Source organism: Mycobacterium helveticum, from assembly GCF_007714205.1.
Lineage (GTDB): Bacteria > Actinomycetota > Actinomycetes > Mycobacteriales > Mycobacteriaceae > Mycobacterium > Mycobacterium helveticum.
Map to the genome: position 1 here is coordinate 1 of NZ_VMQU01000087.1, position 23,907 is coordinate 23,907.

The 23,907-nt window shown below is 68.6% G+C and carries 21 protein-coding genes, 1 tRNA gene and 1 pseudogene; 13 read left to right on the plus strand and 10 right to left on the minus strand.

Annotated elements, in window-relative coordinates; translation table 11 throughout:
* A pseudogene (locus FPZ47_RS30695) lies at nucleotides 1-125 on the plus strand (hypothetical protein); the annotation flags it as partial.
* Here the strand turns inward: FPZ47_RS30695 and FPZ47_RS18590 are convergent.
* The 8 genes from FPZ47_RS18590 to FPZ47_RS18625 all read right to left on the minus strand — a co-directional run bounded on the left by FPZ47_RS18590 (nucleotide 122) and on the right by FPZ47_RS18625 (nucleotide 9,321).
* Nucleotides 122-943 (minus strand): HpcH/HpaI aldolase/citrate lyase family protein, encoded by an 822-nt coding sequence (locus tag FPZ47_RS18590; protein WP_144947674.1) that lies wholly within the window; start codon nucleotides 941-943, stop codon nucleotides 122-124. The pseudogene FPZ47_RS30695 and the gene FPZ47_RS18590 sit on opposite strands and share 4 nt — an antisense overlap.
* A complete protein-coding gene (locus tag FPZ47_RS18595; protein ID WP_144947671.1) occupies nucleotides 940-1,428 on the minus strand; it encodes a MaoC family dehydratase in 489 nt (162 codons plus the stop codon). Before FPZ47_RS18595 ends, FPZ47_RS18590 begins: the two co-directional genes overlap by 4 nt.
* Nucleotides 1,425-2,570 carry an acyl-CoA dehydrogenase family protein gene (locus FPZ47_RS18600; protein ID WP_144947669.1) on the minus strand — a complete coding sequence of 382 codons (1,146 nt, stop codon included), beginning with the start codon at nucleotides 2,568-2,570 and terminating at the stop codon, nucleotides 1,425-1,427. The genes FPZ47_RS18595 and FPZ47_RS18600 overlap by 4 nt, the downstream gene beginning before the upstream one ends.
* Entirely contained in the window at nucleotides 2,567-4,540 is a 1,974-nt protein-coding gene (locus FPZ47_RS18605) for an acetyl/propionyl/methylcrotonyl-CoA carboxylase subunit alpha (RefSeq protein ID WP_144947708.1), read from the minus strand. Before FPZ47_RS18605 ends, FPZ47_RS18600 begins: the two co-directional genes overlap by 4 nt.
* Nucleotides 4,541-4,557: 17 nt before the next feature.
* Complete coding sequence (locus FPZ47_RS18610; RefSeq protein WP_144947705.1) at nucleotides 4,558-6,129, minus strand: carboxyl transferase domain-containing protein; 1,572 nt, start codon at nucleotides 6,127-6,129, stop codon at nucleotides 4,558-4,560.
* 8 nt (nucleotides 6,130-6,137) lie between these two features.
* A complete protein-coding gene (locus FPZ47_RS18615; RefSeq protein WP_144947666.1) occupies nucleotides 6,138-6,782 on the minus strand; it encodes a CoA transferase subunit B in 645 nt (214 codons plus the stop codon).
* Nucleotides 6,783-6,822: 40 nt separating this feature from the next.
* A complete protein-coding gene (locus FPZ47_RS18620) occupies nucleotides 6,823-7,566 on the minus strand; it encodes a CoA transferase subunit A (protein WP_144947663.1) in 744 nt (247 codons plus the stop codon).
* 111 nt (nucleotides 7,567-7,677) lie between these two features.
* Nucleotides 7,678-9,321 carry an AMP-binding protein gene (locus tag FPZ47_RS18625; protein ID WP_246133246.1) on the minus strand — a complete coding sequence of 548 codons (1,644 nt, stop codon included), beginning with the start codon at nucleotides 9,319-9,321 and terminating at the stop codon, nucleotides 7,678-7,680.
* A gap of 117 nt (nucleotides 9,322-9,438) precedes the next feature.
* On the opposite strand from FPZ47_RS18625, the gene FPZ47_RS18630 reads away from it, so the two are divergent.
* On the plus strand, nucleotides 9,439-10,095 hold the full coding sequence (locus FPZ47_RS18630) for an SACE_7040 family transcriptional regulator (protein ID WP_144947658.1): 657 nt from the start codon (nucleotides 9,439-9,441) through the stop codon (nucleotides 10,093-10,095).
* Between the two features lie 68 nt (nucleotides 10,096-10,163).
* The gene (locus FPZ47_RS18635) at nucleotides 10,164-10,970 is read left to right on the plus strand and encodes a hypothetical protein (RefSeq protein ID WP_144947656.1); all 807 of its coding nucleotides are present in this window, start codon (nucleotides 10,164-10,166) and stop codon (nucleotides 10,968-10,970) included.
* Between the two features lie 21 nt (nucleotides 10,971-10,991).
* Here FPZ47_RS18635 and FPZ47_RS18640 read toward each other — a convergent pair whose 3' ends face one another.
* Nucleotides 10,992-12,323, minus strand: coding sequence for an MFS transporter (locus FPZ47_RS18640; protein WP_144947653.1), 1,332 nt, complete (start codon nucleotides 12,321-12,323; stop codon nucleotides 10,992-10,994).
* Between the two features lie 188 nt (nucleotides 12,324-12,511).
* On the opposite strand from FPZ47_RS18640, the gene cmrA reads away from it, so the two are divergent.
* Entirely contained in the window at nucleotides 12,512-13,318 is an 807-nt protein-coding gene (gene cmrA / locus FPZ47_RS18645) for a mycolate reductase (protein WP_144947650.1), read from the plus strand.
* Nucleotides 13,319-13,330: 12 nt separating this feature from the next.
* On the opposite strand, the gene FPZ47_RS18650 is transcribed toward cmrA, so the two are convergent.
* Nucleotides 13,331-14,884: a helicase HerA-like domain-containing protein gene (locus FPZ47_RS18650; protein ID WP_144947702.1), complete on the minus strand. Its 1,554-nt coding sequence runs from the start codon at nucleotides 14,882-14,884 to the stop codon at nucleotides 13,331-13,333.
* 100 nt (nucleotides 14,885-14,984) lie between these two features.
* On the opposite strand from FPZ47_RS18650, the gene orn reads away from it, so the two are divergent.
* The 9 genes from orn to FPZ47_RS18695 all read left to right on the plus strand — a co-directional run.
* The gene (gene orn, locus FPZ47_RS18655) at nucleotides 14,985-15,632 is read left to right on the plus strand and encodes an oligoribonuclease (RefSeq protein ID WP_144947648.1); all 648 of its coding nucleotides are present in this window, start codon (nucleotides 14,985-14,987) and stop codon (nucleotides 15,630-15,632) included.
* A 51-nt stretch (nucleotides 15,633-15,683) separates the two neighbouring features.
* Nucleotides 15,684-15,759 (plus strand) — tRNA-His (locus FPZ47_RS18660).
* Nucleotides 15,760-16,182: 423 nt separating this feature from the next.
* A complete protein-coding gene (locus FPZ47_RS18665; protein ID WP_144947699.1) occupies nucleotides 16,183-17,079 on the plus strand; it encodes an MlaE family ABC transporter permease in 897 nt (298 codons plus the stop codon).
* A 1-nt stretch (nucleotide 17,080) separates the two neighbouring features.
* Nucleotides 17,081-17,944: an ABC transporter permease gene (locus tag FPZ47_RS18670; protein ID WP_144947646.1), complete on the plus strand. Its 864-nt coding sequence runs from the start codon at nucleotides 17,081-17,083 to the stop codon at nucleotides 17,942-17,944.
* 10 nt (nucleotides 17,945-17,954) lie between these two features.
* Nucleotides 17,955-19,469 (plus strand): MlaD family protein, encoded by a 1,515-nt coding sequence (locus FPZ47_RS18675; protein ID WP_144947643.1) that lies wholly within the window; start codon nucleotides 17,955-17,957, stop codon nucleotides 19,467-19,469.
* Nucleotides 19,466-20,515 (plus strand): MlaD family protein, encoded by a 1,050-nt coding sequence (locus FPZ47_RS18680; protein WP_144947641.1) that lies wholly within the window; start codon nucleotides 19,466-19,468, stop codon nucleotides 20,513-20,515. The genes FPZ47_RS18675 and FPZ47_RS18680 overlap by 4 nt, the downstream gene beginning before the upstream one ends.
* Nucleotides 20,508-21,572 (plus strand): MCE family protein, encoded by a 1,065-nt coding sequence (locus tag FPZ47_RS18685; RefSeq protein ID WP_144947638.1) that lies wholly within the window; start codon nucleotides 20,508-20,510, stop codon nucleotides 21,570-21,572. The genes FPZ47_RS18680 and FPZ47_RS18685 overlap by 8 nt, the downstream gene beginning before the upstream one ends.
* Nucleotides 21,573-21,585: 13 nt before the next feature.
* Nucleotides 21,586-22,722, plus strand: a complete 1,137-nt coding sequence (locus FPZ47_RS18690; protein ID WP_144947636.1) for an MCE family protein — start codon at nucleotides 21,586-21,588, stop codon at nucleotides 22,720-22,722.
* Nucleotides 22,719-23,907: MlaD family protein (locus tag FPZ47_RS18695; RefSeq protein WP_145039534.1), on the plus strand; the 1,189-nt coding region annotated here is incomplete at its 3' end. The genes FPZ47_RS18690 and FPZ47_RS18695, both read left to right, overlap by 4 nt.

The window sequence follows — 23,907 nt, forward strand, 5'->3', positions numbered from 1 at the left end:
AATGGATCCCACCCCCACACCTACAACGCGGCCAACCCCGCACCAACACCTACTGGCACCCCGAAAAACTGCTGCGCGACAACCACGACGACGAAGACGACGACGGAAGTGATTCCGGCAGTTAGCCCATGGCAGCCTCGCCCGCCCGCCGCAGCATCGTCGCCGCGTGCTTGAGCACCGGAGAGTCGACCATCTGCCCTTCGAATGCGAACACCCCGCGCTCGCTCTTCGCCGCGGCCAAAACCCTTCGCGCCCAGTCGATCTTCTCCTCGTCGGGGCGGTAGGCCTCACGTACGACGGCGACCTGGCTTGGGTGGATGCAGACCGTCCCGTCGAAACCGACTGCCACGGCGTCGTCGGCCTCCGCACGCAACCCTTCGATGTCGCGGATGTTCAAATGCACGGCGTCCAAAGCGATCCGGTCGAACGCGGACGCCGCAAGCAGCGTCGTCGACCGGACATGCCGCGCGAAGTCCCGGTACCCGCCGTCGGCCCGCCGGCTCGAACTGCCGCCGAGGGCGGCCACCAGATCCTCCGCGCCCCACATCAGCGCGACGGCGCCGTCGGCCGCGGCGATCTCGGCGGCGAACACCGCGCCGCGCGGCGTCTCGATCAGCGCGACCACATCGCGCGGCGCCAACGCGGTCACCTGCGCCGCCGATTCGGTCTTGGACAGCATCACCGTGCCGTAGCCGGTTTCGGCCAGGGCGTCGAGGTCCAGGGCGTGCTCGTCGGTGCCGGCCGCGTTGATCCGGACCACGGTGCGCTCGGGGTCCAGCGGTGTGTCCCGCAATGCCTTGCGGGCGGCGGCTTTATCCGCTTGGGCCACGCCGTCCTCGAGATCGAGGATCACCACGTCGGCGGCGGCCGCGGCCTTCGCGAAACGCTCGGGGCGGTCGGCCGGGCAGAACAACCATGCCGGCCCGGCGGCGCGCAGGTTCATCGAGCTTCCTCGGGCCGTTTCTGCACGAGCGTGGTGCGCACCGCCCGCGCGACGACGTCGCCGTGCTGATTGCGCCCGGTGTGCTCGAGGGTGACGATGCCCTCCCCGGAACGGCTTTTGGATTCCCGCTTTCCGGTACACACGGTTTCGGCGTACAGCGTGTCGCCGTGGAAGACCGGCTTGGGGAACGACACCTCGGAGAAGCCGAGATTGGCGACGATGGTGCCCAACGTCAGCTGAGACACCGACAGACCGACCAACGTCGAGAGCGTGAACATCGAGTTCACCAGCCGCTCGCCCCGGAAGCCCGGCTGCTCGGCCGCCCAGGCGGCATCCAGGTGCAGCGACTGGGTGTTCATCGTCAGCGTGGTGAACAGCACGTTGTCGGCCTCGGTCACCGTGCGGCCGGGCCGGTGCAGGTAGGTGGTGCCGATCTCGAACTCCTCGAACCACAAGCCGCGCTGGACAATCGTCTTGTCGCTCATGACAGGCCCAGCGATCGCGCGATGAGCATCAGTTGCACCTCGGTGGTGCCCTCCCCGATCTCGAGGATCTTGCTGTCGCGGTAGTGCCGCGCCACCGGATACTCGTTCATGAAGCCGTACCCGCCGTGGATCTGGGTGGCGTCGCGGGCATTGTCCATCGCCGCCTCCGACGCGATCATCTTGGCGATCGCCGCCTCCTTCTTGAAGGGCTTGCCGGCCAACATCTTCGCGGCCGCGTCGTAATACGCCGTCCGCGCCACGTGGGCACGCGCCTCCATCCGCGCGATCTTGAAGCTGATCGCCTGATAGGAGCCGATCGGCTGCCCGAACGACTGGCGCTCGTTGGCGTACTTGACGCTCTCGTCGACGCAGCCCTGCGCCGCGCCGGTGGCCAGGGCGGCGATGGCGATGCGCCCCTCGTCCAGGATGGACAGGAAGTTCGCGTAGCCGGTGCCGCGGGCGCCCAGCAGGTTCTCCTCCGGAACCCGGGCGTCGGCGAACGTCAGCGGGTGGGTGTCCGACGCGTTCCAGCCCACCTTGTTGTAGACCGGCTCGACGGTGAATCCGGTTGTACCGCTCGGCACGACGATCGTCGAGATCTCTTTCTTGCCGCCATCGAGGGCCCCGGTGACCGCGGTGACGGTGACCAGCGAGGTGATGTCGGTGCCCGAGTTGGTGATGAACTGCTTGTTGCCGTTGATGACCCACTCCCCGACGTCGAGCCGGGCGGTGGTGCGGGTGGCGCCCGCGTCCGAACCCGCCCCCGGCTCGGTCAGGCCGAAGCCAGCCAGCGCCCGGCCGGCCGTCAGGTCCGGCAGCCACCGTTGCTTCTGCTCTTCGGACCCGAACCGGTAGATCGGCATCGCGCCGAGGCTGACCCCCGCTTCGAGCGTGATCGCCACCGACTGGTCGACCTTGCCGAGCTCCTCGAGGGCCAGCGACAGGGCGAAGTAGTCGCCGCCCATGCCGCCGTACTCCTCGGGGAACGGCAGTCCGAACAGCCCCATCTCGCCCATCTGGGCGACGACCTCGTACGGGAAGCTGTGCTCCTCATCGTGTTGGGCCGACACGGGCGCGACCACGGTCCGCGCGAAGTCGGCCACCGTCGCCCGCAGGTCTTCGTATTCCTTGGATAGCGTCATGATTCCCGATCCTTGATCCGCGCCAGCACCTGATCGACTTTGACCTGGTCGCCGACGGACACCAGCACCTCGACCCGTCCCGAAACCGGCGCGGGCAGCGAATGTTCCATCTTCATCGCCTCGACGACCACCACCACGTCGCCCTCGGCGACCTCGGCGCCGGAGTCGACCTGGACGGCGATCACGCTGCCGGGCATCGGGCTGAGGACCTCGGCCTGCCGCGCCGTGGCCGTGCGGTGAATCCTGTGTTCCTCGGCCTCGCGCAGCTGCCAGGCGCCACGCTCGTCGGCGATCCACAGGTGCCGCCCGGCCTCGGCCCACCGGTACTCCCGGCGTAGCCCATCCAGGGTCACGAACATCCGAGTGTCCCCGAGTTCAATTCTTGCAGAGCAGGTCTCGCGATCACCCAGCCGCACCGAGGCGGAGTCCGGCGGCCCCCACACCGACACCGTCTCGGTGCGCAGCGCGGTGTGCATCTCGGTGCGGACCGGCGCCGGGTACCCGCCGACGCGCCATCCGGTCGGCGCCGCCCACAGGTCACCCGATGCGCGTTCGGCCAAGCGGCTCTGGCGATAGAGGCCCCCGGCGGCGAGCACGTCGTCGGGGGCGGGCAGCGGCGCGAACTGGGCCACCCGCGCGTCGAGCAGCGCGGTGTCGAGATCGCCGGCGCGCACCCGGTCGTCGGCCAGCAGGAACCGCAAGAATTCGACGTTGGTCTGCACGCCCAGGACGGCCGTCCGCGCCAACGCCCGGTCGAGGACCACCAGCGCCGCGTCGCGGTCCTCGCCGTAGGCGATCACCTTGCTCAACATCGGGTCGTAGTCGCTGCCGACCACGGTGCCGGCCAGCAGCGAGGAGTCCACCCGCACACCGGCACCGGACGGTTCGAAAACCTGCAGCACGCGGCCTCCGGTCGGCAGGAAGCCCCGGGCCGGGTCCTCGGCGTAGACCCGGGCCTCGATCGCGTGGCCGCGCAGCTCGATGTCGTCCTGGGCGAACGCCAGCTTCTCACCGGCGGCCACCCGCAGCTGCCACTCGACGAGGTCCAGGCCGGTCACCGCCTCGGTGACCGGATGTTCCACCTGCAGACGGGTGTTCATCTCCATGAAGAAGAACTCGTCGGGGCGTTCGGCCGAGACGATGAACTCGACGGTGCCCGCACCCACGTAGTCGACGCTGCGGGCGGTGTTGCACGCCGCCGCCCCGATGCGGGCCCGCGTCCGCGGGTCGAGCAGCGGCGAGGGCGCCTCCTCGATGACCTTCTGGTGACGCCGCTGCAGGCTGCACTCCCGCTCGCCGAGGTGGACGACGTTGCCGTGGGTGTCGGCGAGCACCTGGACCTCGATGTGGCGGGGCCGCAGCACGAAGCGCTCCAAGAACAACGTGTCGTCGCCGAACGAGGAGGCGGCCTCCCGGCGTGCGCTCACCAGCGCGTCGCGCAGCCGGGCCGGCTCGTCGACCAGCCGCATGCCCTTGCCGCCGCCGCCCGCGGACGGCTTGACCAGCACCGGGTAGCCGATCTCCGCGGCGGCCGCGACCAACTCGTCGTCGCTCAGGCCGGGCCTGGCCACACCGGGGACCACCGGCACGTCGAAGGCGGCGACGGTGTTCTTGGCGGTGATCTTGTCGCCCATCACCTCGATCGCCCGGGCCGGCGGCCCCAGGAACACCACTCCGGCGCGTTCGCAGGCGGCGGCGAAATCGGCGTTCTCGGAGAGAAACCCGTAGCCGGGGTGGATCGCCCGGGCTGCGGTGCGTGCCGCCGCGTCGAGCACCCTGGCGATGTCGAGGTAGCTCTCGCGCGCCGGGGCGGGCCCCAGCCGGACCGCTTCGTCGGCCTCGAGCACGTGCCGCGCCCCGGCGTCGGCGTCGCTGTAGACGGCGACCGAGCGGATGCCCAGCCGGCGCAGGGTCCGGATCACCCGGACGGCGATCTCGCCGCGGTTGGCCACCAACACGGTGTCGAACATCCTCATCACGTCCGTCATCACATCCGGAAGACGCCGTAGGAGACGGGTTCCAGCGGTGCGTGCGCGCACAACGAAAGGGCAAGCCCCACAATCAGTCTGGTATCCGCCGGGTCGATGATGCCGTCATCCCACAGCCGGGCCGTGGAGTAGTACGGGTTGCCCTGGCCCTCGTACTGCTCGCGGATGGGCGCCTTGAAAGCCTCCTCCTCGTCGGCCGACCACGGCGTGCCCGACGCGGCGAGTTGTTCGCCGCGCACGGTCGCCAGCACCGAGGCGGCCTGCTCTCCGCCCATCACCGAGATGCGCGCGTTGGGCCACATCCACAGGAAGCGGGGCGAATACGCCCGGCCGCACATCGAATAGTTGCCCGCGCCGTAGGATCCGCCGATCACGACGGTCAGCTTGGGCACCCGGGCACAGGCCACGGCGGTGACCATCTTGGCGCCGTGCTTGGCGATCCCGCCGGCCTCGTAGTCGCGGCCGACCATGAACCCGGCGATGTTCTGCAGAAACAACAGCGGGATGCTGCGCTTGTCGCACAGCTCGATGAAATGCGCGCCCTTCAAAGCGGATTCGCCGAACAGCACGCCGTTGTTGGCGACGATCCCTATCGGGTGGCCGTGGATGCGCGCGAAGGCGGTCACCAGGGTCTTGCCGTACTTGGCCTTGAACTCGCTGTAGTGGCTGCCGTCGACCAGCCGGACGATGACCTCGTGGACGTCGTAGGGCACCCGCGGGTCGGGCGGCACGACGTCGTAGAGCTCGGTCTGTGCGTGTTCGGGCTCGACCGGCGCACGGACCTCCCACTGGGCCGGCTCGCGCGGGCCGAACGTGGCCGCGATGTCGCGGACGATCCGCAGCGCGTGCTCGTCGTCGTCGGCGAGGTGATCGGTGACACCGGAGACCCGCGAGTGCAGGTCGCCCCCGCCGAGCTCCTCGGCCGAGACGATCTCGCCCGTGGCGGCCTTCACCAGCGGCGGTCCGCCGAGAAAAATCGTGCCCTGCTCGCGGACGATGACGGCCTCGTCGCTCATCGCCGGCACGTAGGCGCCGCCCGCGGTGCAGGAACCCAGCACCGCGGCCACCTGGGGAATGCCCTTGGCGCTCATGGTGGCCTGGTTGTAGAAGATCCGGCCGAAATGCTCGCGGTCGGGGAACACCTCGTCCTGGCGCGGCAGGAACGCCCCTCCCGAGTCGACCAGATAGATGCACGGCAGCCGGTTGTGCAGCGCGACTTCCTGCGCGCGCAGGTGCTTCTTGACCGTCATCGGGTAGTACGTGCCGCCCTTGACCGTCGCGTCGTTGGCGACGATCACGCATTCGCGCCCGGACACCCGGCCGACCCCGGTGATGATCCCCGCCCCCGGGGACTCGTCGTCGTACATTCCGTGGGCGGCCAGCGGGGTCAGCTCCAGGAACGGGGTGCCCGGATCGAGCAGACGGTCGACGCGTTCGCGGGGCAACAGCTTGCCGCGGCTGACGTGGCGTTGCCGCGCACGCTCGTTGCCACCGAGGGCCGCCGCCGCCAGCTTGGCGTTGAGCTCGGCGACGAGCCGCCGGTGCTCGTCGGCGAACGAGGGTGCGGTCATCGTGGCGGTCACCGCGCGCTCGCTGGGATCACAAGGGGCGGTTGGGTCTTGGCGATGACCTCGTCGACCGACACATCGGGGGCGGTCTCGACCAGGTGCAGGCCGTCGTCGCCGACGTCGATGACCGCGAGTTCGGTGACGATGCGGTTCACGCACCCGACACCGGTCAGCGGCAGCGTGCAGCGCTCCAGGATCTTCGGGCTGCCGTCCTTGGCGGCGTGCTCCATCATCACGATCACCTTGCGGGCGCCGTGCACGAGGTCCATGGCCCCGCCCATGCCCTTGACCATCTTGCCCGGAATCGTCCAGTTGGCCAGGTCGCCGGTGGCCGAGACCTGCATCGCCCCCAGCACCGCGACGTCGAGGTGTCCGCCGCGGATGATGCCGAACGAGGTGGACGACGAGAAGAACGCCGCCCCGGGCAGGGTGGTGACCGTCTCCTTGCCCGCGTTGATCAGGTCGGGGTCGAGTTGCTCGCGCGTCGGGTAGGGGCCCACGCCGAGGATGCCGTTCTCCGAATGCAGGACCACGTGGACCCCCGCGGGCACGTGGTTGGGGATCAACGTGGGCATCCCGATGCCGAGGTTGACGTACTGCCCGTCTTCGAATTCCGCCGCCACGCGGGCAGCCATGCCGTCCCTGCTCCAGCTCATCTGGTGCCCCTCTCCCCCGCAAGCGGGAGGTGCCCCCACCTCATCGCACCGTCTCCCTCTCGATCAGCTTCGCCGGATTGGGCACGTGCACCACCCGCTGCACGAAGACCCCCGGGGTGTGCACCGCCGCGGGATCGATCTCGCCGGGCTCGACGAGGTGTTCGACCTGGGCGATGGTGATCCGGCCGGCCCCGGCGCAGTCGGCGTTGAAGTTGGCGGCCGCCTCGCGGTACACCAGGTTGCCGTGCCGGTCACCCTTCCAGGCGTGCACCAGCGCGAAGTCGGTGCGGATGGCCCGCTCGAGAACGTAGGTCACACCGTCGAAGTCACGGGTTTCCTTGGCGGGCGACACGACCACCACCTCTCCCGAGGCGTCGTAGCGCCACGGCAATCCGCCGGCGGCGACCTGGGTGCCGACTCCGGCGGGCGTGTAGAACGCCGGGATTCCCATGCCCCCGGCGCGCAGCCGCTCGGCCAACGTACCCTGCGGATTGAGCTCCACCTCGAGTTCGCCGCAGAGGAACTGGCGGGCGAACTCTTTGTTCTCGCCCACATAGGAAGCGGTGGTCCGCCGAATCCTCTTGTGCTGCAGAAGCAAACCGAGCCCGACACCGTCGATGCCGCAGTTGTTCGACACCGTCTCGAGGTCGGTGACCCCGCTGTCGACCAGCGCGGCGATCAGCGCGTCGGGTATGCCACAGACCCCGAATCCCCCGACGGCCAGCGACGATCCGTCGGCGATGTCCGCGACCGCCTCCGCGGCGCTGGCCACCACTTTGTCCATGAGCGCAGGGTCTCCTCGCCTTTCGGGTGTTCGCGACGGTTCAGTTAATGCTGATTAACTGGGCTGAGAATACCACCGCGCCCACCGTCCGTCCAGGCAGGCAGTGCCCGCTCAGCCGCGGCCGCGGAGGTATTCGATCGCTTGCTGCCGGATCTCGTTCTTGCGGACCTTGCCCGTCACTGTCAGCGGGAATTCGTCGACGATCCACAGATACCGCGGGATCTTGAAGTGCGCGAGGCCGGCCGCGCAGAATTCGCGCAGGGCGTCGCTCGTCAGCTCCCGCGATCCGGGGCGCAGCATGACCACCGCCATGAGCTCCTCGCCGTACCGGGCGTCGGGAACCCCGATGACATGGCCGTCGAGGATGTCGGGATGGGTGTAGAGGAACTCCTCGATCTCGCGCGGGGAGATGTTTTCGCCGCCCCGAACGACGATGTCGTTGATGCGGCCCGTGATCCGGACGTAGCCGGAGTCGTCCATGACGGCCAGGTCCCCGGTGTGCATCCAGCCGCCGGTGTCGACGACCTCGGCGGTCCGCTCCGGGTCGTCCCAGTAGCCGGCCATCACCGAATAGCCGCGCGTGCAGAACTCCCCCGCGACGCCCCGGGGCACGATCTGGCCGGTCACCGGATTCACCACCTTGGCCTCCAGATGCGGACCGACCCGGCCGACGGTGCCGACGCGGCGCTCCAGCGAATCGTCCATGCGCGTCTGCGTGGACACCGGCGAGGTTTCGGTCATGCCGTAACAGATCGAGATGCCCGGCATGTGCATGCGCTCGATCACCCTGCTCATCACCTCGACCGGGCATGGGGAACCGGCCATGATCCCGGTGCGCAGGCTGCCCAGCTCGTAGCCGGCGAAGTCCGGCAAGCCCAGTTCGGCGATGAACATCGTCGGCACGCCGTACAGGCTGGTGCACCGCTCGGCCTGCACCGCGCGCAACGTGGCGGCCGGCTCGAAGCCGGGCGCGGGGATCACGATGCAGGCGCCGTGACTGGTGGCGGCCAGGTTGCCCAACACCATCCCGAAGCAGTGATAGAAGGGCACCGGGACGCAGATCCGGTCCCGGGCGGTGTACTCGAGCAGCTCGCCGACCAGATAACCGTTGTTGAGGATGTTGCGGTGAGTCAGCGTCGCGGCCTTCGGGTAACCCGTTGTGCCGGAAGTGTATTGGATGTTGATCGGGTCGCTGCCGTCGAGCTCGGCCGCTCGGTGGGCGAGCGCGACGGGGTCGGCCGGGGCGCCCGACAGCTCCTCCCACCGCCGGCTCTCCAACAACACGACCTCGCGCAGCGCCGGGCAGCGCGGGGCCACGTCGGCGAGCATCGCGGCGTAGTCGCTGGTCTTGTGACGCGGCGCCGCGATCACCAGCGCGACCCCCGATTGCCTTAGCGCATACTCCAATTCGCGGGTGCGGTAGGCGGGGTTGACGGTCACCAGGATCGCGCCGATCTCGGCGGTGGCGTATTGGACGAGCACCCACTCCCACCGGTTCGGCGCCCAGATGCCGACCCGATCGCCCGCACCCACACCGGCGCCCAGCAGCCCGGTCGCCAAGCCGCGCACCGCCGCCCGCAGTTCGGCGTAGCTCCACCGCCGCCCGGCCGCGATGTCGACGAGGGCCTCGCGAGCCCCATACGTGTGGGCGGTGTCCGCGAGGTTCGCGCCGATCGTCACATCGAGCAGCGCGGGCTCGCTCGGGCCGCGATCAAAGGACAGCGGATCGAAGTGTGCGGCTCCTGCGGCTGCCACGGTCCCTCCGGCTGGTTTGGCTACCAACCTAGCCGCTCGCCGACGTCGACTGCCACCGACTCGTGCTACGTTAGCGACGATTAACCGAACGGTCGAGTTCTGCACGGGAGGTCCGTCGTGACCGCGTCCGCTCCGGAAGGCCAGGCCGGTCATCCCGAGGCACCAAATCGCCGCAGCCGGTTGAAGTCCGACCGGCGCCTGCAACTCTTGGCGGCCGCCGAACGGCTGTTCGCCGAACGCGGCTTCCTGGCGGTCCGGCTCGAAGACATCGGCGCCGCCGCCGGTGTCAGCGGTCCGGCCATCTATCGGCACTTCCCCAACAAGGAGTCGATGCTGGTCGAGCTGCTGGTGGGCATCAGCGCCCGATTACTCGCCGGAGCCCGGGACGTGCGGGCCCGCAACGCCGACGCCGCGGCGGCCCTCGACGGCCTCATCGACTTTCACCTGGACTTCGCGTTCGGGGAACCCGACCTGATCCGCATCCAGGACCGTGACCTCGCGCACCTGCCCGAGGCGGCCGAAAAGCAGGTCCGCAAGGCCCAGCGCCAGTACGTGGAGGTCTGGGTCGGGGTGCTGCGCGAACTCAGTCCCGAGCTGGCCGAAGCCGATGCCCGGCTGGCGGCCCACGCGGTGTTCGGACTGCTGAACTCGACCCCGCATGCCATGAAGTCCCCCGACAACTCGCGCAGCAAGCCCGGGCGCGCGGCGCGCTCGCGCGCCGTCATGCGCGCCATGACCGTCGCCGCGCTCACGGCGGGAAATCGGTGCCCCTGAATCGCGCGTCCGGCGGTGAGAGCCGGTCAGGGGTTCGGCCCAGGTACCCTGCAAGCCATGAGGTGGACATGAACGATCCACGTCGACCCGAGCGGTTCAGTCCCCCTCAGCCGGGGTCGGAGCCGACCGATCCGCGGGGTCGCTGGCAGCCGCCGCCCGTCGACCCGGCCTACGCCGACCAGGCGCCGTTCGCGCCGACCTACGGCGGGCCCTATGTCCCATGGACCACCGGCTTCAACGAGGCCGACCCGACCACACGTCTGCCCGCCTACTGGCAGTACGACCAGCCTCCGCCGGGCGAGGTGCCGCCCGAAGGGATGGCTTCCCCGCCGCCGGATGGCCCGAAGACGCCGCGCTGGTTGTGGGTCACCGCCGGGATGGCGGTGCTGCTGGTTGTGGGCCTGGTGGTCGCGCTGGTGCTGGTCAACGGCGCGATCCGGACCCAGACCGCCGTGCCGCCGCTGCCGCCCATGCCCGCACCGAGCACGTGGGTCCCGACGCCGACCACGACGCCGCCGACGCGCACGCCGCGTTCACCCCGTCCCGCACCGGTGCCGCCGACCCTCGGGCCGGAAACCCCGTCCGAAACGACGGGCCCCCCGGCCGCCATGCAGGACGTCGTCTACAGCGTCACCGGTGAGGGCCGCGCCCTCAGCATCATGTACATCGGCTCCGGCGGCCTCCTGCAGACCGAGTTCAACGTCGCGCTGCCGTGGAGCAAACAGGTCAGCCTTGCCAAGTCGCCCACCCACCCGGCGAACGTCACGATCGTGAACTTCGGCTACGACGTCACCTGCACGGTCACCGTCGCCGGGGTTCAGGTCAGCCGACGGGTCGGGGTGGGCCTGACGATCTGCGATGCCAGGGCCGGCTGAGGGGCCAAGGGCTGAGCGCCGCTACGCCGGTTCGGTGAGGACGGCGTGGCGCAGCGGCGCACGCACCGCCAGCATCCCCAGCAGGCCGGCGATCAAGACCAGCGAGATGCCGCCGAGACCGGCGCGGACGGCGCCGAAGGCGTCGACGAAAATCGAGAAAAGCCACGGCGCCAGGAACGACGCCGCCCTGCCCGTCATCGTGTACAGGCCGAACGCGACCCCTTCCCCGCCGTGCTTGGACAGGTGCAGCAGCAGCGCGCGCGACGACGACAGCGACGGACCGACAAACAGGGCCAGCAGCAACCCGCACACCCAGAAGGCGTGCGCACCGGACGACGCCATCAGGGCGAGCGCCACGACGATGATCGCCGTCAGCGATCCCAGGATGACGGGTTTGGATCCGATCCGGTGGTCGACGAACCCGCCGGCCACCGAGCCCCCCGCGGCCACCACGCTGGCCGCCATCCCGAACACCAGCACGTCCGCCTGCGAGAGGCCGTAGACGTTGACGCCGAGCACGGCGCCGAAGCCGAACACTGCCGCCAGCCCGTCCCGGAACAGCGCGCTGGCCCCCAGGAAGTAGACGATGTTGCGGTCGCGCCGCCATTCGGCGGTCACCTCCGTCCACAGCTTGCGATAACCGCCCAGCATGCTCGTCGGATGCGAGGCCGGCTCGCCGGAGTCGGGCAGCCGGTGGGCGACGAACAGCAGCGGCAGCGCCAGCACCGCGAACCACGCCGCGGTCAGCAGCATCGCCGCCCGGACGTAGAGCCCGTCATGCACCGGCACGTGGAGCAGCCCGCGCACCGGGCCGGTACCGGAAATGAAACCGGCATAGACCAGCAGCAGCAGCACCACGCTGCCGCTGAACCCTGCGGCCGCGCCCAGGCCGGAGATGCGCCCCACCGTCTGCGGCGTCGAGATCTGACGCAGCATGGCGTTGTACGGAACGCCGGCCAGATCACCGCACGCGGCCGTGGCCGACAGCAGCACCAGCCCCGCCCAGAGATAGCGGGGATCGTCGCGGATCAGGAACATCGCGCTGGTCGACGTCACCGCGAGACCGCTCAGGACCGTCAGCGTCACCCGCCGACGGTGCGGGGCTTGCACCCAGACGCCGACGAGCGGCGCCAACACCGCGATGGTCACCCCCGAGGCTGCGAGCGCGCGCCCCAGCCAACTCGCCGGCGACGTACCACCGGACAGCCCCGAGCCGACGCTGCCGGTCAGATAGACCGAGAAGACGAACGTGGCCACGACGGCGTTCATGCCGAGGGAACCGCAGTCCCACAGCGCCCACGCCGCCACCCGAGACCACAGCGGCCCGCCCGAGCGCGAACCCGGTCGATTCATGTCGGCGACTCTATTGAACGGGCAGGCGACCCGCCGCGCCCGGCTCCGCCGCGCTTGCGATCGCTGCCAATTGAACGGGCAGGCGACCCGCCGCGCCCGGCTCCGCCGCGCTTGCGATCGCTGCCAATTGAACGGCCAGGCGACCCGCCGCGCCCGGCTCCGCCGCATTGCCTGTTTACCATTGGCGCATGCCGGTACCCGCCCCCAGTCCCGACGCGCGCGCGGTCGTCACCGGAGCCTCGCAGAACATCGGTGCAGCGCTGGCCACCGAACTCGCGGCACGCGGATACAGCCTGATCATCACCGCCCGACGCGAGGAACTGCTCAACGAGTTGGCCGCCCGCCTGTCCGACAGGTACCGGGTCGCCGTCGACGTGCGCCCCGCCGATCTGGCCGACCCGGCGGATCGGGCGAAGCTGTGCGAGGAACTCGCCGCGCGTCCCATCTCCATCCTGTGCGCCAACGCCGGCACCGCGACCTTCGGTCCGGTCAGGGACCTCGACCCTGCGGGCGAAAAGGCCCAGGTCCAGCTTAATGCGGTCGCGGTGCACGACCTCACGCTGGCCGTGCTGCCCGGCATGGTGGCGCGCAGGGCCGGCGGCATCTTGATCTCCGGCTCGGCGGCGGGCAACTCGCCGATTCCCTACAACGCGACGTACGCGGCCACCAAGGCGTTCGCGAACACCTTCAGCGAATCGTTGCGCGGGGAACTGCGCGGCTCCGGTGTGCACGTGACACTGCTGGCGCCGGGCCCGGTGCGCACCGATCTGCCCGACGACGCCGAGGCCTCGCTGGTGGAAAGACTGGTCCCCGACTTCCTGTGGATCTCCACCGAGCACACCGCCCAGGCCTCGCTGGATGCGTTGCAACGCAACAAGATGCGCATCGTGCCGGGCCTGACCTCCAAAGCCATGTCGGTGGCCAGCGGGTACGCCCCGCGCGCCGTCGTCGCGCCCATCGTCGGCAGCTTCTACAAGAAACTCGGCGGCGGCTAGTGGCGCCGGGCGCTACTTCCGGCGACGCCCCCCGGTGCCGAAGATGTTGCGGACGATCTCGCGTACGCCGGTATTGACGGCGCTCTTCACGGTCGGGTTCTTCAGCACCTCCTCCCACGTCGCGGGGCCTTTCGGCTCGTAGGGGGCAGGCATCGGCGGAATCTCGATGTCGTCCCCGGGCAGGGGGTCGTACCGGCCCCGCGGCTGCTCCGGGCGGGGCGCTTCGCGTGTCGGCTCCGGCTCGCGCTCGATGGTCTTGCCGTACTTGGCCTGCAGCGGACTGGATTTGGCCGCGGCGGCGATCGCATCGGTGCCGATCGCGGCCATCAGCGAGCGGGGTGCGCGCATGCGTGTCCACGCCACCGGCGTGGGTGCGCCCTGCTCCGACAACACGGTGACGACGGCCTCGCCGATCCCCAGCGACGTCAACGCCGACTCCAGGTCGTAGACATCGGTTTTGGGATAGGTGCGGACGGTCTTGCTGAGCGCCTCCTGGTCGTCGGGGGTGAACGCCCGCAACGCGTGCTGGATGCGGGCGCCCAGCTGGGACAGCACGTCGTTGGGCACGTCCGTGGGCAACTGGGTGCAGAAGAACACCCCCACGCCCTTGGAGCGGATCAGCTTGACGGTTTGTTCGACCTGCCCGAGGAAGGCCTTGGAGGCGTCGCTGAACAGCAGGTGCGCCTCGTCGAAGAAGAAGACCAGCTTGGGCTTGTCCACGTCACCGACCTCGTCCAGCCCGGCGAACAACTCGGCGAGCAGCCACATCAGGAAGGTGGAGAAGATGACCGGGCGCAACGATTGACCGCCGAATTCCAGCAGCGAGATGACTCCCTGACCCTGGTCGTCGACGCGCAGCAGGTCGTGCGGGTCGAGCTTCGGCTCGCCGAAGAAGGTGTCACCGCCGTCGCCGGCGAGATTCACCAACGTTCGCAGGATGACTCCCGCCGTCGTCGACGAGACCCCGCCCAGGTCTTTCAGGTCGGCCTTGCCCTCGTCGCCGGCCAGGTGGCTGATCACGCCGCGCAGATCGTCCAGGGTGACGAGCGGACGGTCGGCCTGCTTGGCCCAATGAAAGATCAACCCGAGTGTCGACTCCTGGGTCGCGTTGAGCCCCAATACTTTCGACAGCAGGACCGGACCGAAACCGGCAACGGTCGCCCGCACCGGCACGCCGACGCCACCGGTTCCCAGCGACAGAAACTCCACCGGGAACGCCGCCGGCTCCCAGTCGTCGCCGGTGTCCTTCGCCCGCGCGGCAGTCTTGTCGTTGGCCTCCCCCGGTCGGGACAAACCCGACAGGTCGCCTTTCACGTCGGCCATCAGCACGGCCACGCCCGCGGCGCTGAGCTGCTCGGCGATCAGTTGCAGCGTCTTGGTCTTGCCGGCTCCGGTCGCCCCGGCTACCAGGCCGTGCCTGTTGATCGTGGCCAGCGGGATGCGAATCTGCGCGGACGGGTCGGCGACGCCGTCGACGACGACGCTGCCCAGTTCCAGCGCCCGGCCATCGACGGCGTAGCCGCCGGCGATCCGTTGCGCGGCTGTCGCCGCTGATTCGGTACCCATGTGCTGCGCCCTCTTTCCGATCGTCACCCGCTCGGCAAACTCACCCTACTTGTCAGGGGGACGCGGGAGCGATGGCTCGCGTACGCATACGCTGAGCGCTGTGGTGGACGAATTGGTGTGGATCGACTGCGAGATGACCGGCCTGGACTTAGGTTCGGACAAGCTGATCGAGATAGCGGTCCTGGTCACCGACCCCGACTTGAACATCCTGGGCGATGGCGTCGACGTCGTGATCCACGCCGACGACGCCGCGCTGTCGGCGATGATCGACGTGGTCGCCGACATGCATTCGCGCTCCGGGCTCACCGACGAGGTCAAAGCGTCCACCGTCGACCTGGCGGCCGCCGAGGCGATCGTGATGGACTACATCGGCAACCACGTCAGACAACCGAAGAGCGCGCCGCTGGCGGGCAACTCCATCGCCACCGACCGCTCCTTCATCGCCCGCGACATGCCCGCCCTGGACTCGTTCCTGCACTACCGGATGATCGACGTGAGTTCGATCAAGGAGCTCTGCCGGCGCTGGTACCCACGCATCTACTTCGGCCAGCCGGCCAAGGGACTCACCCATCGGGCCCTGGCCGACATCCACGAGTCCATCCGCGAGCTCCAGTACTACCGCCGGACCGCCTTCGTCTCGCCGCCGGGGCCCTCCACCAGCGAAATCGAGGCGGTCGCCACCCAGCTGGCGGGCAGAAACGACCCACCGCAACCAATCGATTCGGCCCCCGGGCCACCAACCGGCTAGTATCGACGTCGCCGTTCGTTGGCCCCGCTACGGGACCGGCCCGGCGGCATGGTGAGTGTAGTTCAGCTGGTAGAGCACCAGGTTGTGATCCTGGAAGTCGCGGGTTCGAGCCCCGTCACTCACCCCACAGGTCAGACGTGCACTTCCTCGCCGGAAAACCCGTGCACAACCTGCCGCATCTGTAACATCTATTCAGCGCGACGCCGGTGCCCGCAATCTCCGGTGTTTGCTGGCTTCCTGCCGACACGCCGGGTTCAATCCGCTGTTCCGACCGCGGTGTTCGTCACCCGACGGCAATGACACACGGGTTCAACAATGCTATTGAAAGTGCTAGTCAGCTGGGTTAGCGTGTTACCGCTAAGCTTATTGAGCTGCGGAATCGCGGAACCCGATGGGCAGCACCTTAAAACAAGGTTCGCTCCACGCCACCCGATTTCTTCTGCTCGACAAATCACGAAATTCGCCGTGGGAGAGCGCCGATGGAACTCGTTGCTGGTAGCGGATGACCGTTGACATAAAGTTTGCTGGCGGCGATGCCGACCGCGCCGCGATGCCTCCCCGACACGAACCCGTTCGGTTCGACGATCACGACCGGGGCGGCGGCAGCACCGGCACCGGCACCGACGGCATCGACGCCATCCGCGACTGGACCATCGGGTACGTCAAACGTCACCCGCTGGCCTCGCTGACCACCGTCGGCGAGCAGTTCGTCCTCGGCGTGCGCACCATCCAATATTTCTGCGCCGACCTGGTCACCGGGCGCTTCCCGTGGCGCGAGTTCGTCCGGCAGGGCGCCTTCATGGCCGGCACCGCGGTCCTACCGACGGTTCTGGTGGCGCTGCCGATCAGCGTCACCCTCTCGGTGCAGTTCGCTTTGCTGGCAGGCCAGGTCGGAGCCACCTCGCTCGCGGGCGCGGCAAGCGGTCTCGCGGTCATCCGTCAGGGCGCGTCGATGGTCGCCGCGATCCTCATGGCTGCGGCGGTCGGGTCGGCCATCACCGCCGACCTCGGTTCGCGGACCATGCGGGAAGAGCTCGACGCCATGGAGGTGATGGGCGTATCGGTCATCCGCCGTCTCGTCGTACCGCGCTTCGCCGCCGCCATCATGATCAGCTTCGCGCTCACCGGAGTCGTGTGCTTCGTCGGATTCTTCGCCAGCTACATGTTCAACGTGTACTTCCAGAACGGAGCGCCGGGCAGCTTCGTGGCGACGTTCGCGTCGTTCGCGACGCCCGGCGACATGATCCTGGCGCTGCTGAAGGCGGTCATCTTCGGCGCCATCGTCGCCGTGGTGTCAGGCCAGAAAGGCCTGTCCACCAAGGGCGGCCCGACCGGGGTCGCGAACTCGGTGAACGCCGCAGTGGTCGAGGCGATCCTCGTCCTGATGATCGTCAACGTCGCCATCAGCCAGCTCTACGTCATGCTCTCGCCCAGAACGGGTCTGTGACGTGACGAGCTCCACCTACGCGCCGCTGGCGCCCATCACGGGCCGCGTCATCCGGCTCTATCGGCGGTCCACCATGCCAGTCGTCCGGCTGGGACACATGCTGGTCTTCTTCATTCGGGCGCTGGTCGCCGTGCCGATCGCCGCACGCCACTACCGCACCGAATTCCTCAAACTGCTGTCGAACATCACCTGGGGCAACGGCTCGCTGGTGGTCGGTGGCGGCACCGCCGGTGTGGCCGTCGTCCTGGGGGTCACCGTCGGTGCGCTCGTCGGCATCGAGGGCTACAACTTTCTCGAACTGCTCGGCCTCGGCCCCGCGACCGGCTTCGTCTCGTCGTTGGTCAACACCCGCGAGCTGGCACCGCTGATGGCCGCGATGGCGTTTGCGATACAGGGCGGCTGCCGGTTCACCGCCCAGCTGGGATCCATGCGCATCGCCGAAGAGATCGACGCCATGGAATCGCTTGCCATCCGCCCGATCCCGTTCCTGGTGACAACCCGGCTGATCGCCTCGGTCATCGCGATAGTGCCCCTGTACGCGGCGTGCCTGGCGATCGGCTACCTGAGCACCGAGCTGGTGGTGGGACTCAGCGGTGGCGGTTCGACGGGCTCCTATCTGCATTACTTCTCGATGATGCTGGCCGGCAAGGACATTGCCTATTCGCTGGTCAAGGCCGTCGTCTTCGTGTGGATCGCGTCCACGATCCAGTGCTACTACGGGTTCTACGCGAGTGGGGGTCCCGAGGGTGTGGGGGTGGCGGCCGGACACGGCATGCGCGCCAGCATCACCGTGATCATCATGGTGAACATGCTGCTCACCATGACGCTTTACGGCGTCGACTCCGGCGCGAGGTTCGGCGGGTAGGTGATCGCGGATGCCGAATTCCTTTGAGCTGGACGGGCGCGGCCCGTCGGACCGGCAGCTGCTCGGCTGCGGAGTGGCGGTCCTCGTGGTCGCGAGCCTGGTCACCGCGGCCCTGTTGCTCAAGTCGACCGGCCGGCTCAACGACTACGTGAAGGTCGTCGCCGACCTGGTCAACGTCGGCGACGGCTTGCCCGAGAAGTCCGACGTGAAGTACCACGGTGTGCTCGTGGGCACCGTGGACAGCGTCGTCCCCGCGGCGTACGGGAAGCCGAACTACGTCCGGATCGACCTCAAACCCGGCTACGCCACGTCGATCCCGGCATCGGTCACCGCTCGGGTCGTGCCCAGCAACATCTTTGCGGTGTCGTCGGTTCAGCTGGTGGGCAACGGACCGGGACCCGTCATCCGGCCCGGCGCCCACATCCCCGAAGACACCCGCCTGCCGACGGTGCTGTTTCAGACCACCATCGGCAAGCTGCGAAACCTGCTCACCGCGACCGGCCGCGGCCGCGAAGACAAGTCCGTGGGCATCATGGCCGCGCTCGCCGCGGCCACCGAACATCGCCGCGTGGCCCTGGTGGACGCCGGCAAGAAGCTGGATCACCTGATCGACCAACTCAATTCGCTGGTCGCCACCGACACGGGTCCGTCGACGCTGTCCGCGCTCGTCGACGCGACCCGGGGGCTGGAGGCCACGGCCCCGGATCTTTTCGACGCGCTGCACCGGGCCATCGAGCCGATGCAGACCTTCGCCGAGACGCGCGCACAGCTGGAGTCGATGTTCTCGGGCACCGACCACACGCTGGGCACCACGCATCAGTGGCTGTACGACCACGTCGACCAGTTGGTCCGCATCACCACCGACTTCACGCCCGTGCTGGGTGTGCTGGCGCTGAAGGCCGACGTCTTCCTTCCGGCCGCCGTCAAGATCGACAACCTGGCCACCAGGTTCATGGACGACGTCTGGATGCCGGACCGCGAACTCGCCAACGGGCGGGTCAACATCTCGTTCACCCCCTCCTACTCCTACACGCGTGCGGACTGCCCGCATTACGGCGAGCTCAAGGGGCCCAGCTGCTTCACCGCGCCGCTGGTCCCGGTCCGGCCGGACCTGCCGGAAGTGCTGCTGCCGCAGAACTATCAGCCGCCCAAGGACCTCGCGCCGCCGCCGGGAACCGTCGTCGGGCCCGACGGCAACCTGATCGCCGTCGGTCCGCCGCTGATCAACGCGGCTCCCAACCTGCAGGACCCCAATCCGCCTCTGCCGGCGGGGGTCACACCGTCGCCGCCGGTCCCGGGGTCCGCCAATCCGGACAATGCGCCGCACGCCGCGACGCCGGGATCGGTTGCGCCGTCGTCGTTCGGCGGCAACGTCGGGCCCGTCGGCAGCCAGGAGGAGCGAAACCTGTTGACCGCGATCACCGGCCGGCCCGCGACGGTGGCCACCGAGCTGCTGCTCGGTCCGATCGCCCGCGGCACGACGGTGCCGCGGGCCCGCGCGGCCGCGGCGGGGAGGCCGAAGTGAAGTTCCGCGCGCCGCTGATCGGCCTGTCGCTCTTCATGGTGGCCGCGATAACCGTCACATGGCTGGTCTACGTCAGTCTGCGCCGCGACGTGGCCGGAAAGACGACGTCGTATTCGGCGGTCTTCACCGATGTGTACGGGCTTCGCGAAGGTGACGACGTCCGCATGGCCGGGGTGCGGGTGGGCCGCGTCCAAAAGATCGACCTCGACGGCAAACTGGCGAAGGTCTCGTTCGTCGTGCAAGACGGCCAGCCGCTGTTCGGTAACACCGTCGCCTCGGTGACCTACCAGAACATCGTCGGTCAGCGTTACCTCGGGCTGTCGTTGGGCACCGAAGGCAGTCCCGGCCGGCTGGCACCCGACAGCGTCATCCCGCCGGAACGCACCGAACCCTCCTTCGACGTCACCGCGCTGCTCAACGGCTATGAGCCGCTGTTCAGCCTGTTGAACCCGCGCGACGCCGACAATCTCACCAAAGCGCTGATCGAGTCATTGCAGGGCGACACCCCGTCGCTTGCCGCGCTGGTCAGCCAAACCACAACGCTCACAGAGACGTTCGCCGGACGGGATCAGGAGCTCGGCGATCTGATCGCCACTCTCAACAAGGCGGTGGGCAATCTCGCCCGGCAGAACGCGGACCTCGACGGCATCCTCACCGCGACCCGCGACACGGTGTCCACCCTCGACGGGCGGCGTCCGGAACTGGTGGCGGCGGTGGGTTCGCTGGCGCGGGTGACGGGCCGCCTGGCGACGTCGGCCAGGGACGTCTACCCGTCGTTCGCCGAACTGATGGAACGCAAGCCCGGTTTCGTCCGGCACCTGCTCGGCGTCGAACCCCAGGTGGGTTTCTTCGCCGACAACATTCCGCTGGTGCTCAAGGGGCTCACCCGGATGGGCAACCAGGGCGCCTACGGCAACGGCTACGCGTGCGATGCGAACCTGTTCGGGTTCTTCCCCGGCCTCAACGACGTCGTGCCGATCATCGTCGACGCCGCCACGCCCGGGAACAAGGCGATGCACACCCCGAAGTGCAGACACAATGGCTGATTTCCCGGTGATTACTTCCTGGCTGCGTCGCCTGACTCGGCGCAAGCGCGCGCTGGAGAGCTACAACACGACGTGGCTCGGCTTCATCGCCGTCGCGGTGGTCGCGGTGGTGATCGGGACCATGGTGACCGTGCATATGCTCGGAATGGGCTACCGGCACTACACGGCGGAGTTTCTGCAGGCGGCGTCGCTGCGGGTCGGGAATCCGATCACCGTAGCGGGTATACCGGTCGGCACGATCAGCAGCATGAAACTCGCCGGCGACCACGTCGAAGCGGGTTTGAAGATCCGCGACGACCTGGTGCTCGGCAGGCAGTCGAAAGCCGTGATCAAGGTGGCCACCATCCTAGGGTCCCGCTACCTCGCGGTGGAACCCGGCGGTCCCGGTTCGCTGCCGGGCGGCACCTTCGACTTGGCGCACACGTCGGTTCCCTACGATCTGCAGGCCGCATTGAAGGACGCCACAACCACTTTCGAGCAGGTCGACTCGGACAGGTTCGCGCAGTCGCTGGCCATGCTCGGCAAGCAGCTGGAAAAAATGCCCGCGGTGATACCCGAGGCCATGGCGAACATCGACACCCTGTCGTCGATCATCGCCCGGCGGCGCGATCAGCTGGGCGAGCTGCTCAAGAGCACCGAGCAGGTCACCAACACGTTGCGCCGTCAGCAGGCCAACGTCGGCAGCCTGATCAACCAGGGGCAGGACCTGCTGGGCCAATTCGTCGCGCGGCGCGCCGTTTTCCACGCGATGATGCGGTCCCTGACGAGCCTGGTCGACATCATGAGCAAGATTCTCGTCAACGACCGGCCGGAGTTGGATTCGCTCATCAAAGACACGCGCGACATGACCGACATCATCGCCCAGCACGACGACCTGCTGCGCAACATGCTGCAGGTCAGCCCCGTCATGTTGCGTCAGGTCGCCAACATGAGCGGGGACGGGAACGCCATCAACTTCACCGCGTCCGGTGGCGCGCTCATCGATTCGTGGATGTGCGCAATCAGCGGCCGCGCCAAGCAGTTCGGGATGATCCCGTACTTCAAGGACTGTAAGTGAACGGGAACTGCAAGTGAACAGGAGCAAAGCCGCCAAGACCGGCGTCAGGATCAGGGTCGTCGCTGTCGCGGCCGCCGTCGCCGCGGTGCTCGCGACGGTCGGCGTCGGGTGGGGGTACTTCGGCGCCAGGCAGGACCCGATCATCGTGACGGCCCAATTCGACAGCGCCTCAGGCCTGTACGAGGGCAACGTGGTGGCGGTGCTCGGCATGCCGGTGGGCAAGATCACCAAGATCAGACCGCGGGGTGGCTACGTCGAGGTGGAGTTCACCGTCGACCGCAACGTCAAGGTCCCCGCCGACGCGCAGGCCGTCACGGTGTCCACGTCCATCCTCACCGACCGCCAGATCGAGCTCACCCCGCCCTACCGGGGCGGGCCGGTCCTGGAAAACCACGACACCATCGGCCTGACCCGCACCAAGACGCCCGTCGAATTCAGCAGGGTCCTCAGCGTTCTCGACCGGGTGACCAAGTCGCTCGAAGGCGACGGCCACGGCGGAGGCCCGCTGGCCGACGTGATCGACAGCGGCGCGGCGGTCGTCGACGGCAACGGCGCGAAGATGAAAGAAGCACTCGCCGAGCTGTCCGAGGCGATGCGGCTGAGCAGCGACGGCGGCGCGCAGACCCGCGAGCAGATCACCACGATCATCAAGAATGTCAGCTCGCTGCTGCAGGCGGCGGCCACCAACGACGCCAAGCTGCGGCAGTTCGCGTCGACCATCCACCTGGCCAGCCAGGTCCTCGACGACGAGGAGATCGGAACGGGCACCACCGGAAAGAGGCTCGACCAACTGGTCCAGCAGGCCGCCGATCTGCTCGACGCCCACCGCGACAGCATCAGGCAGGCGACTCTCAACGGCAACACCCTGGCCAAGACGGCGACGGACAACCGGCGCGAGCTCGCCGAATTGCTCGACCTGGCACCGATGGTGGCCGACAACGCCTACAACTCCATCGACCAGGCCAACGGTTCCCTGCGCGGGCACGCCCTCATCGACAGGATCGTGTTCGACGGCCAGTACGCCAAGGAGATCTGCAACATGATGGGCCTGCGGCAACTGGGCTGCAGCACCGGGACCCTGCAGGACTTCGGACCCGATTTCGGGCTCACCTACGTGCTGGACGGCATGGCGGCGATGGGGCAGAAATGACGACCGCACGCCGCAAACCCGCCCCCGCGATCGTCGCGATCGTCGCGGCCACGGCGGTCCTCAGCTCGGGATGCGCCACGAACGGGCTTGCCAGCGTCCCCCTTCCGGCCCCCGGCTTGAGTTCTGCGGGGTACCGGCTGACCGCGATCTTCGCCAACGCGCTCAACCTGCCGACGAAGGCCAAGGTGAAGCTCGCCGGCGCCGACGTGGGCGAGGTCGAGTCCATGATCGCCCGCAACTACACCGCGGTGACCACGCTGCGCATCAGCGCGGGCGTCCAACTGCCTGCGGGCAGTAGGGCCGAATTGCGCACCGCCACACCATTGGGCGACGTGTTCGTGGCGTTACAGCCACCCCCGGCGACCCAACCGAACGCGGCCATGTTGCACGACGGCGACACCATCGGCCTGCAGTCTACGGCGGCGTCCGCGACGGTCGAGTCGCTGCTGAGCTCGGCGGCCGTGCTGGTCAATGGCGGGGCGGTGCGCAACTTCACCAACCTCATCAACGGAGTCGGCCGGGCGACCGGTGACCGGGGCCAGGCGCTGGCGGGTCTGATCCGCAAGTCGAACCGGCTGCTGGGCACGCTGGACTCCCGCTCCGGGCAGATGTCGACCGCGATGACCGAGATGACGCGCCTCGCCGGCGAAATCGACGCCAAAGAGCGCACCATCACCGACCTGATCACGGCCGCGGGCCCCGGCACCGACGCCCTGGCCGCCAACACCACCGAACTGTCCAACCTGGCCGTCCAAGCCGGTGACACCGCCCGGCTGCTGGCCAGGTTCCCGTCGATCGGGGGAACCGACACCAGCGGCCGCAGCATGATCCGCGACCTGAACACGCTCGCCGGCGCCTTCAACGACGTTGCGGTGAGCCCCGATACCAGCTGGCTGCCCCTCAACCGGATGCTTCCCCCGCTGATCAAGTCGACGTCCGGTTTCGCGGTCGCCGGCGCCGGCAGCGCCGACCGGCTGGTGCTCGGATCGATACCCGACATCGGGTTCGGCGGCGACATCGGGCTGCACGGACCACACCGGTACAACTGGAACCAGTTCATCGGCTCGTTGAAGTACACATTGTGGCGCCTTCAGGAACGGGTGGTGGGGCGGGGGCCGAACTCACCGCAGCTGCCGGTGATACCGGACCCGAACGTGGCGGGGGCAATCGTGCCCGCCCCCGCCC

Coding starts and splice junctions, on each gene's coding strand:
- FPZ47_RS18590 (WP_144947674.1), bottom strand. CDS start 943: ATGAACCTGCGCGCCGCCGGGCCGGCATGGTTGTTCTGCCCGGCCGAC.
- FPZ47_RS18595 (WP_144947671.1), bottom strand. CDS start 1,428: ATGAGCGACAAGACGATTGTCCAGCGCGGCTTGTGGTTCGAGGAGTTC.
- FPZ47_RS18600 (WP_144947669.1), bottom strand. CDS start 2,570: ATGACGCTATCCAAGGAATACGAAGACCTGCGGGCGACGGTGGCCGAC.
- FPZ47_RS18605 (WP_144947708.1), bottom strand. CDS start 4,540: ATGTTCGACACCGTGTTGGTGGCCAACCGCGGCGAGATCGCCGTCCGG.
- FPZ47_RS18610 (WP_144947705.1), bottom strand. CDS start 6,129: ATGACCGCACCCTCGTTCGCCGACGAGCACCGGCGGCTCGTCGCCGAG.
- FPZ47_RS18615 (WP_144947666.1), bottom strand. CDS start 6,782: ATGAGCTGGAGCAGGGACGGCATGGCTGCCCGCGTGGCGGCGGAATTC.
- FPZ47_RS18620 (WP_144947663.1), bottom strand. CDS start 7,566: ATGGACAAAGTGGTGGCCAGCGCCGCGGAGGCGGTCGCGGACATCGCC.
- FPZ47_RS18635 (WP_144947656.1), top strand. CDS start 10,164: ATGAACGATCCACGTCGACCCGAGCGGTTCAGTCCCCCTCAGCCGGGG.
- FPZ47_RS18640 (WP_144947653.1), bottom strand. CDS start 12,323: ATGAATCGACCGGGTTCGCGCTCGGGCGGGCCGCTGTGGTCTCGGGTG.
- cmrA (WP_144947650.1), top strand. CDS start 12,512: ATGCCGGTACCCGCCCCCAGTCCCGACGCGCGCGCGGTCGTCACCGGA.
- FPZ47_RS18650 (WP_144947702.1), bottom strand. CDS start 14,884: ATGGGTACCGAATCAGCGGCGACAGCCGCGCAACGGATCGCCGGCGGC.
- FPZ47_RS18665 (WP_144947699.1), top strand. CDS start 16,183: ATGCCTCCCCGACACGAACCCGTTCGGTTCGACGATCACGACCGGGGC.
- FPZ47_RS18675 (WP_144947643.1), top strand. CDS start 17,955: ATGCCGAATTCCTTTGAGCTGGACGGGCGCGGCCCGTCGGACCGGCAG.
- FPZ47_RS18685 (WP_144947638.1), top strand. CDS start 20,508: ATGGCTGATTTCCCGGTGATTACTTCCTGGCTGCGTCGCCTGACTCGG.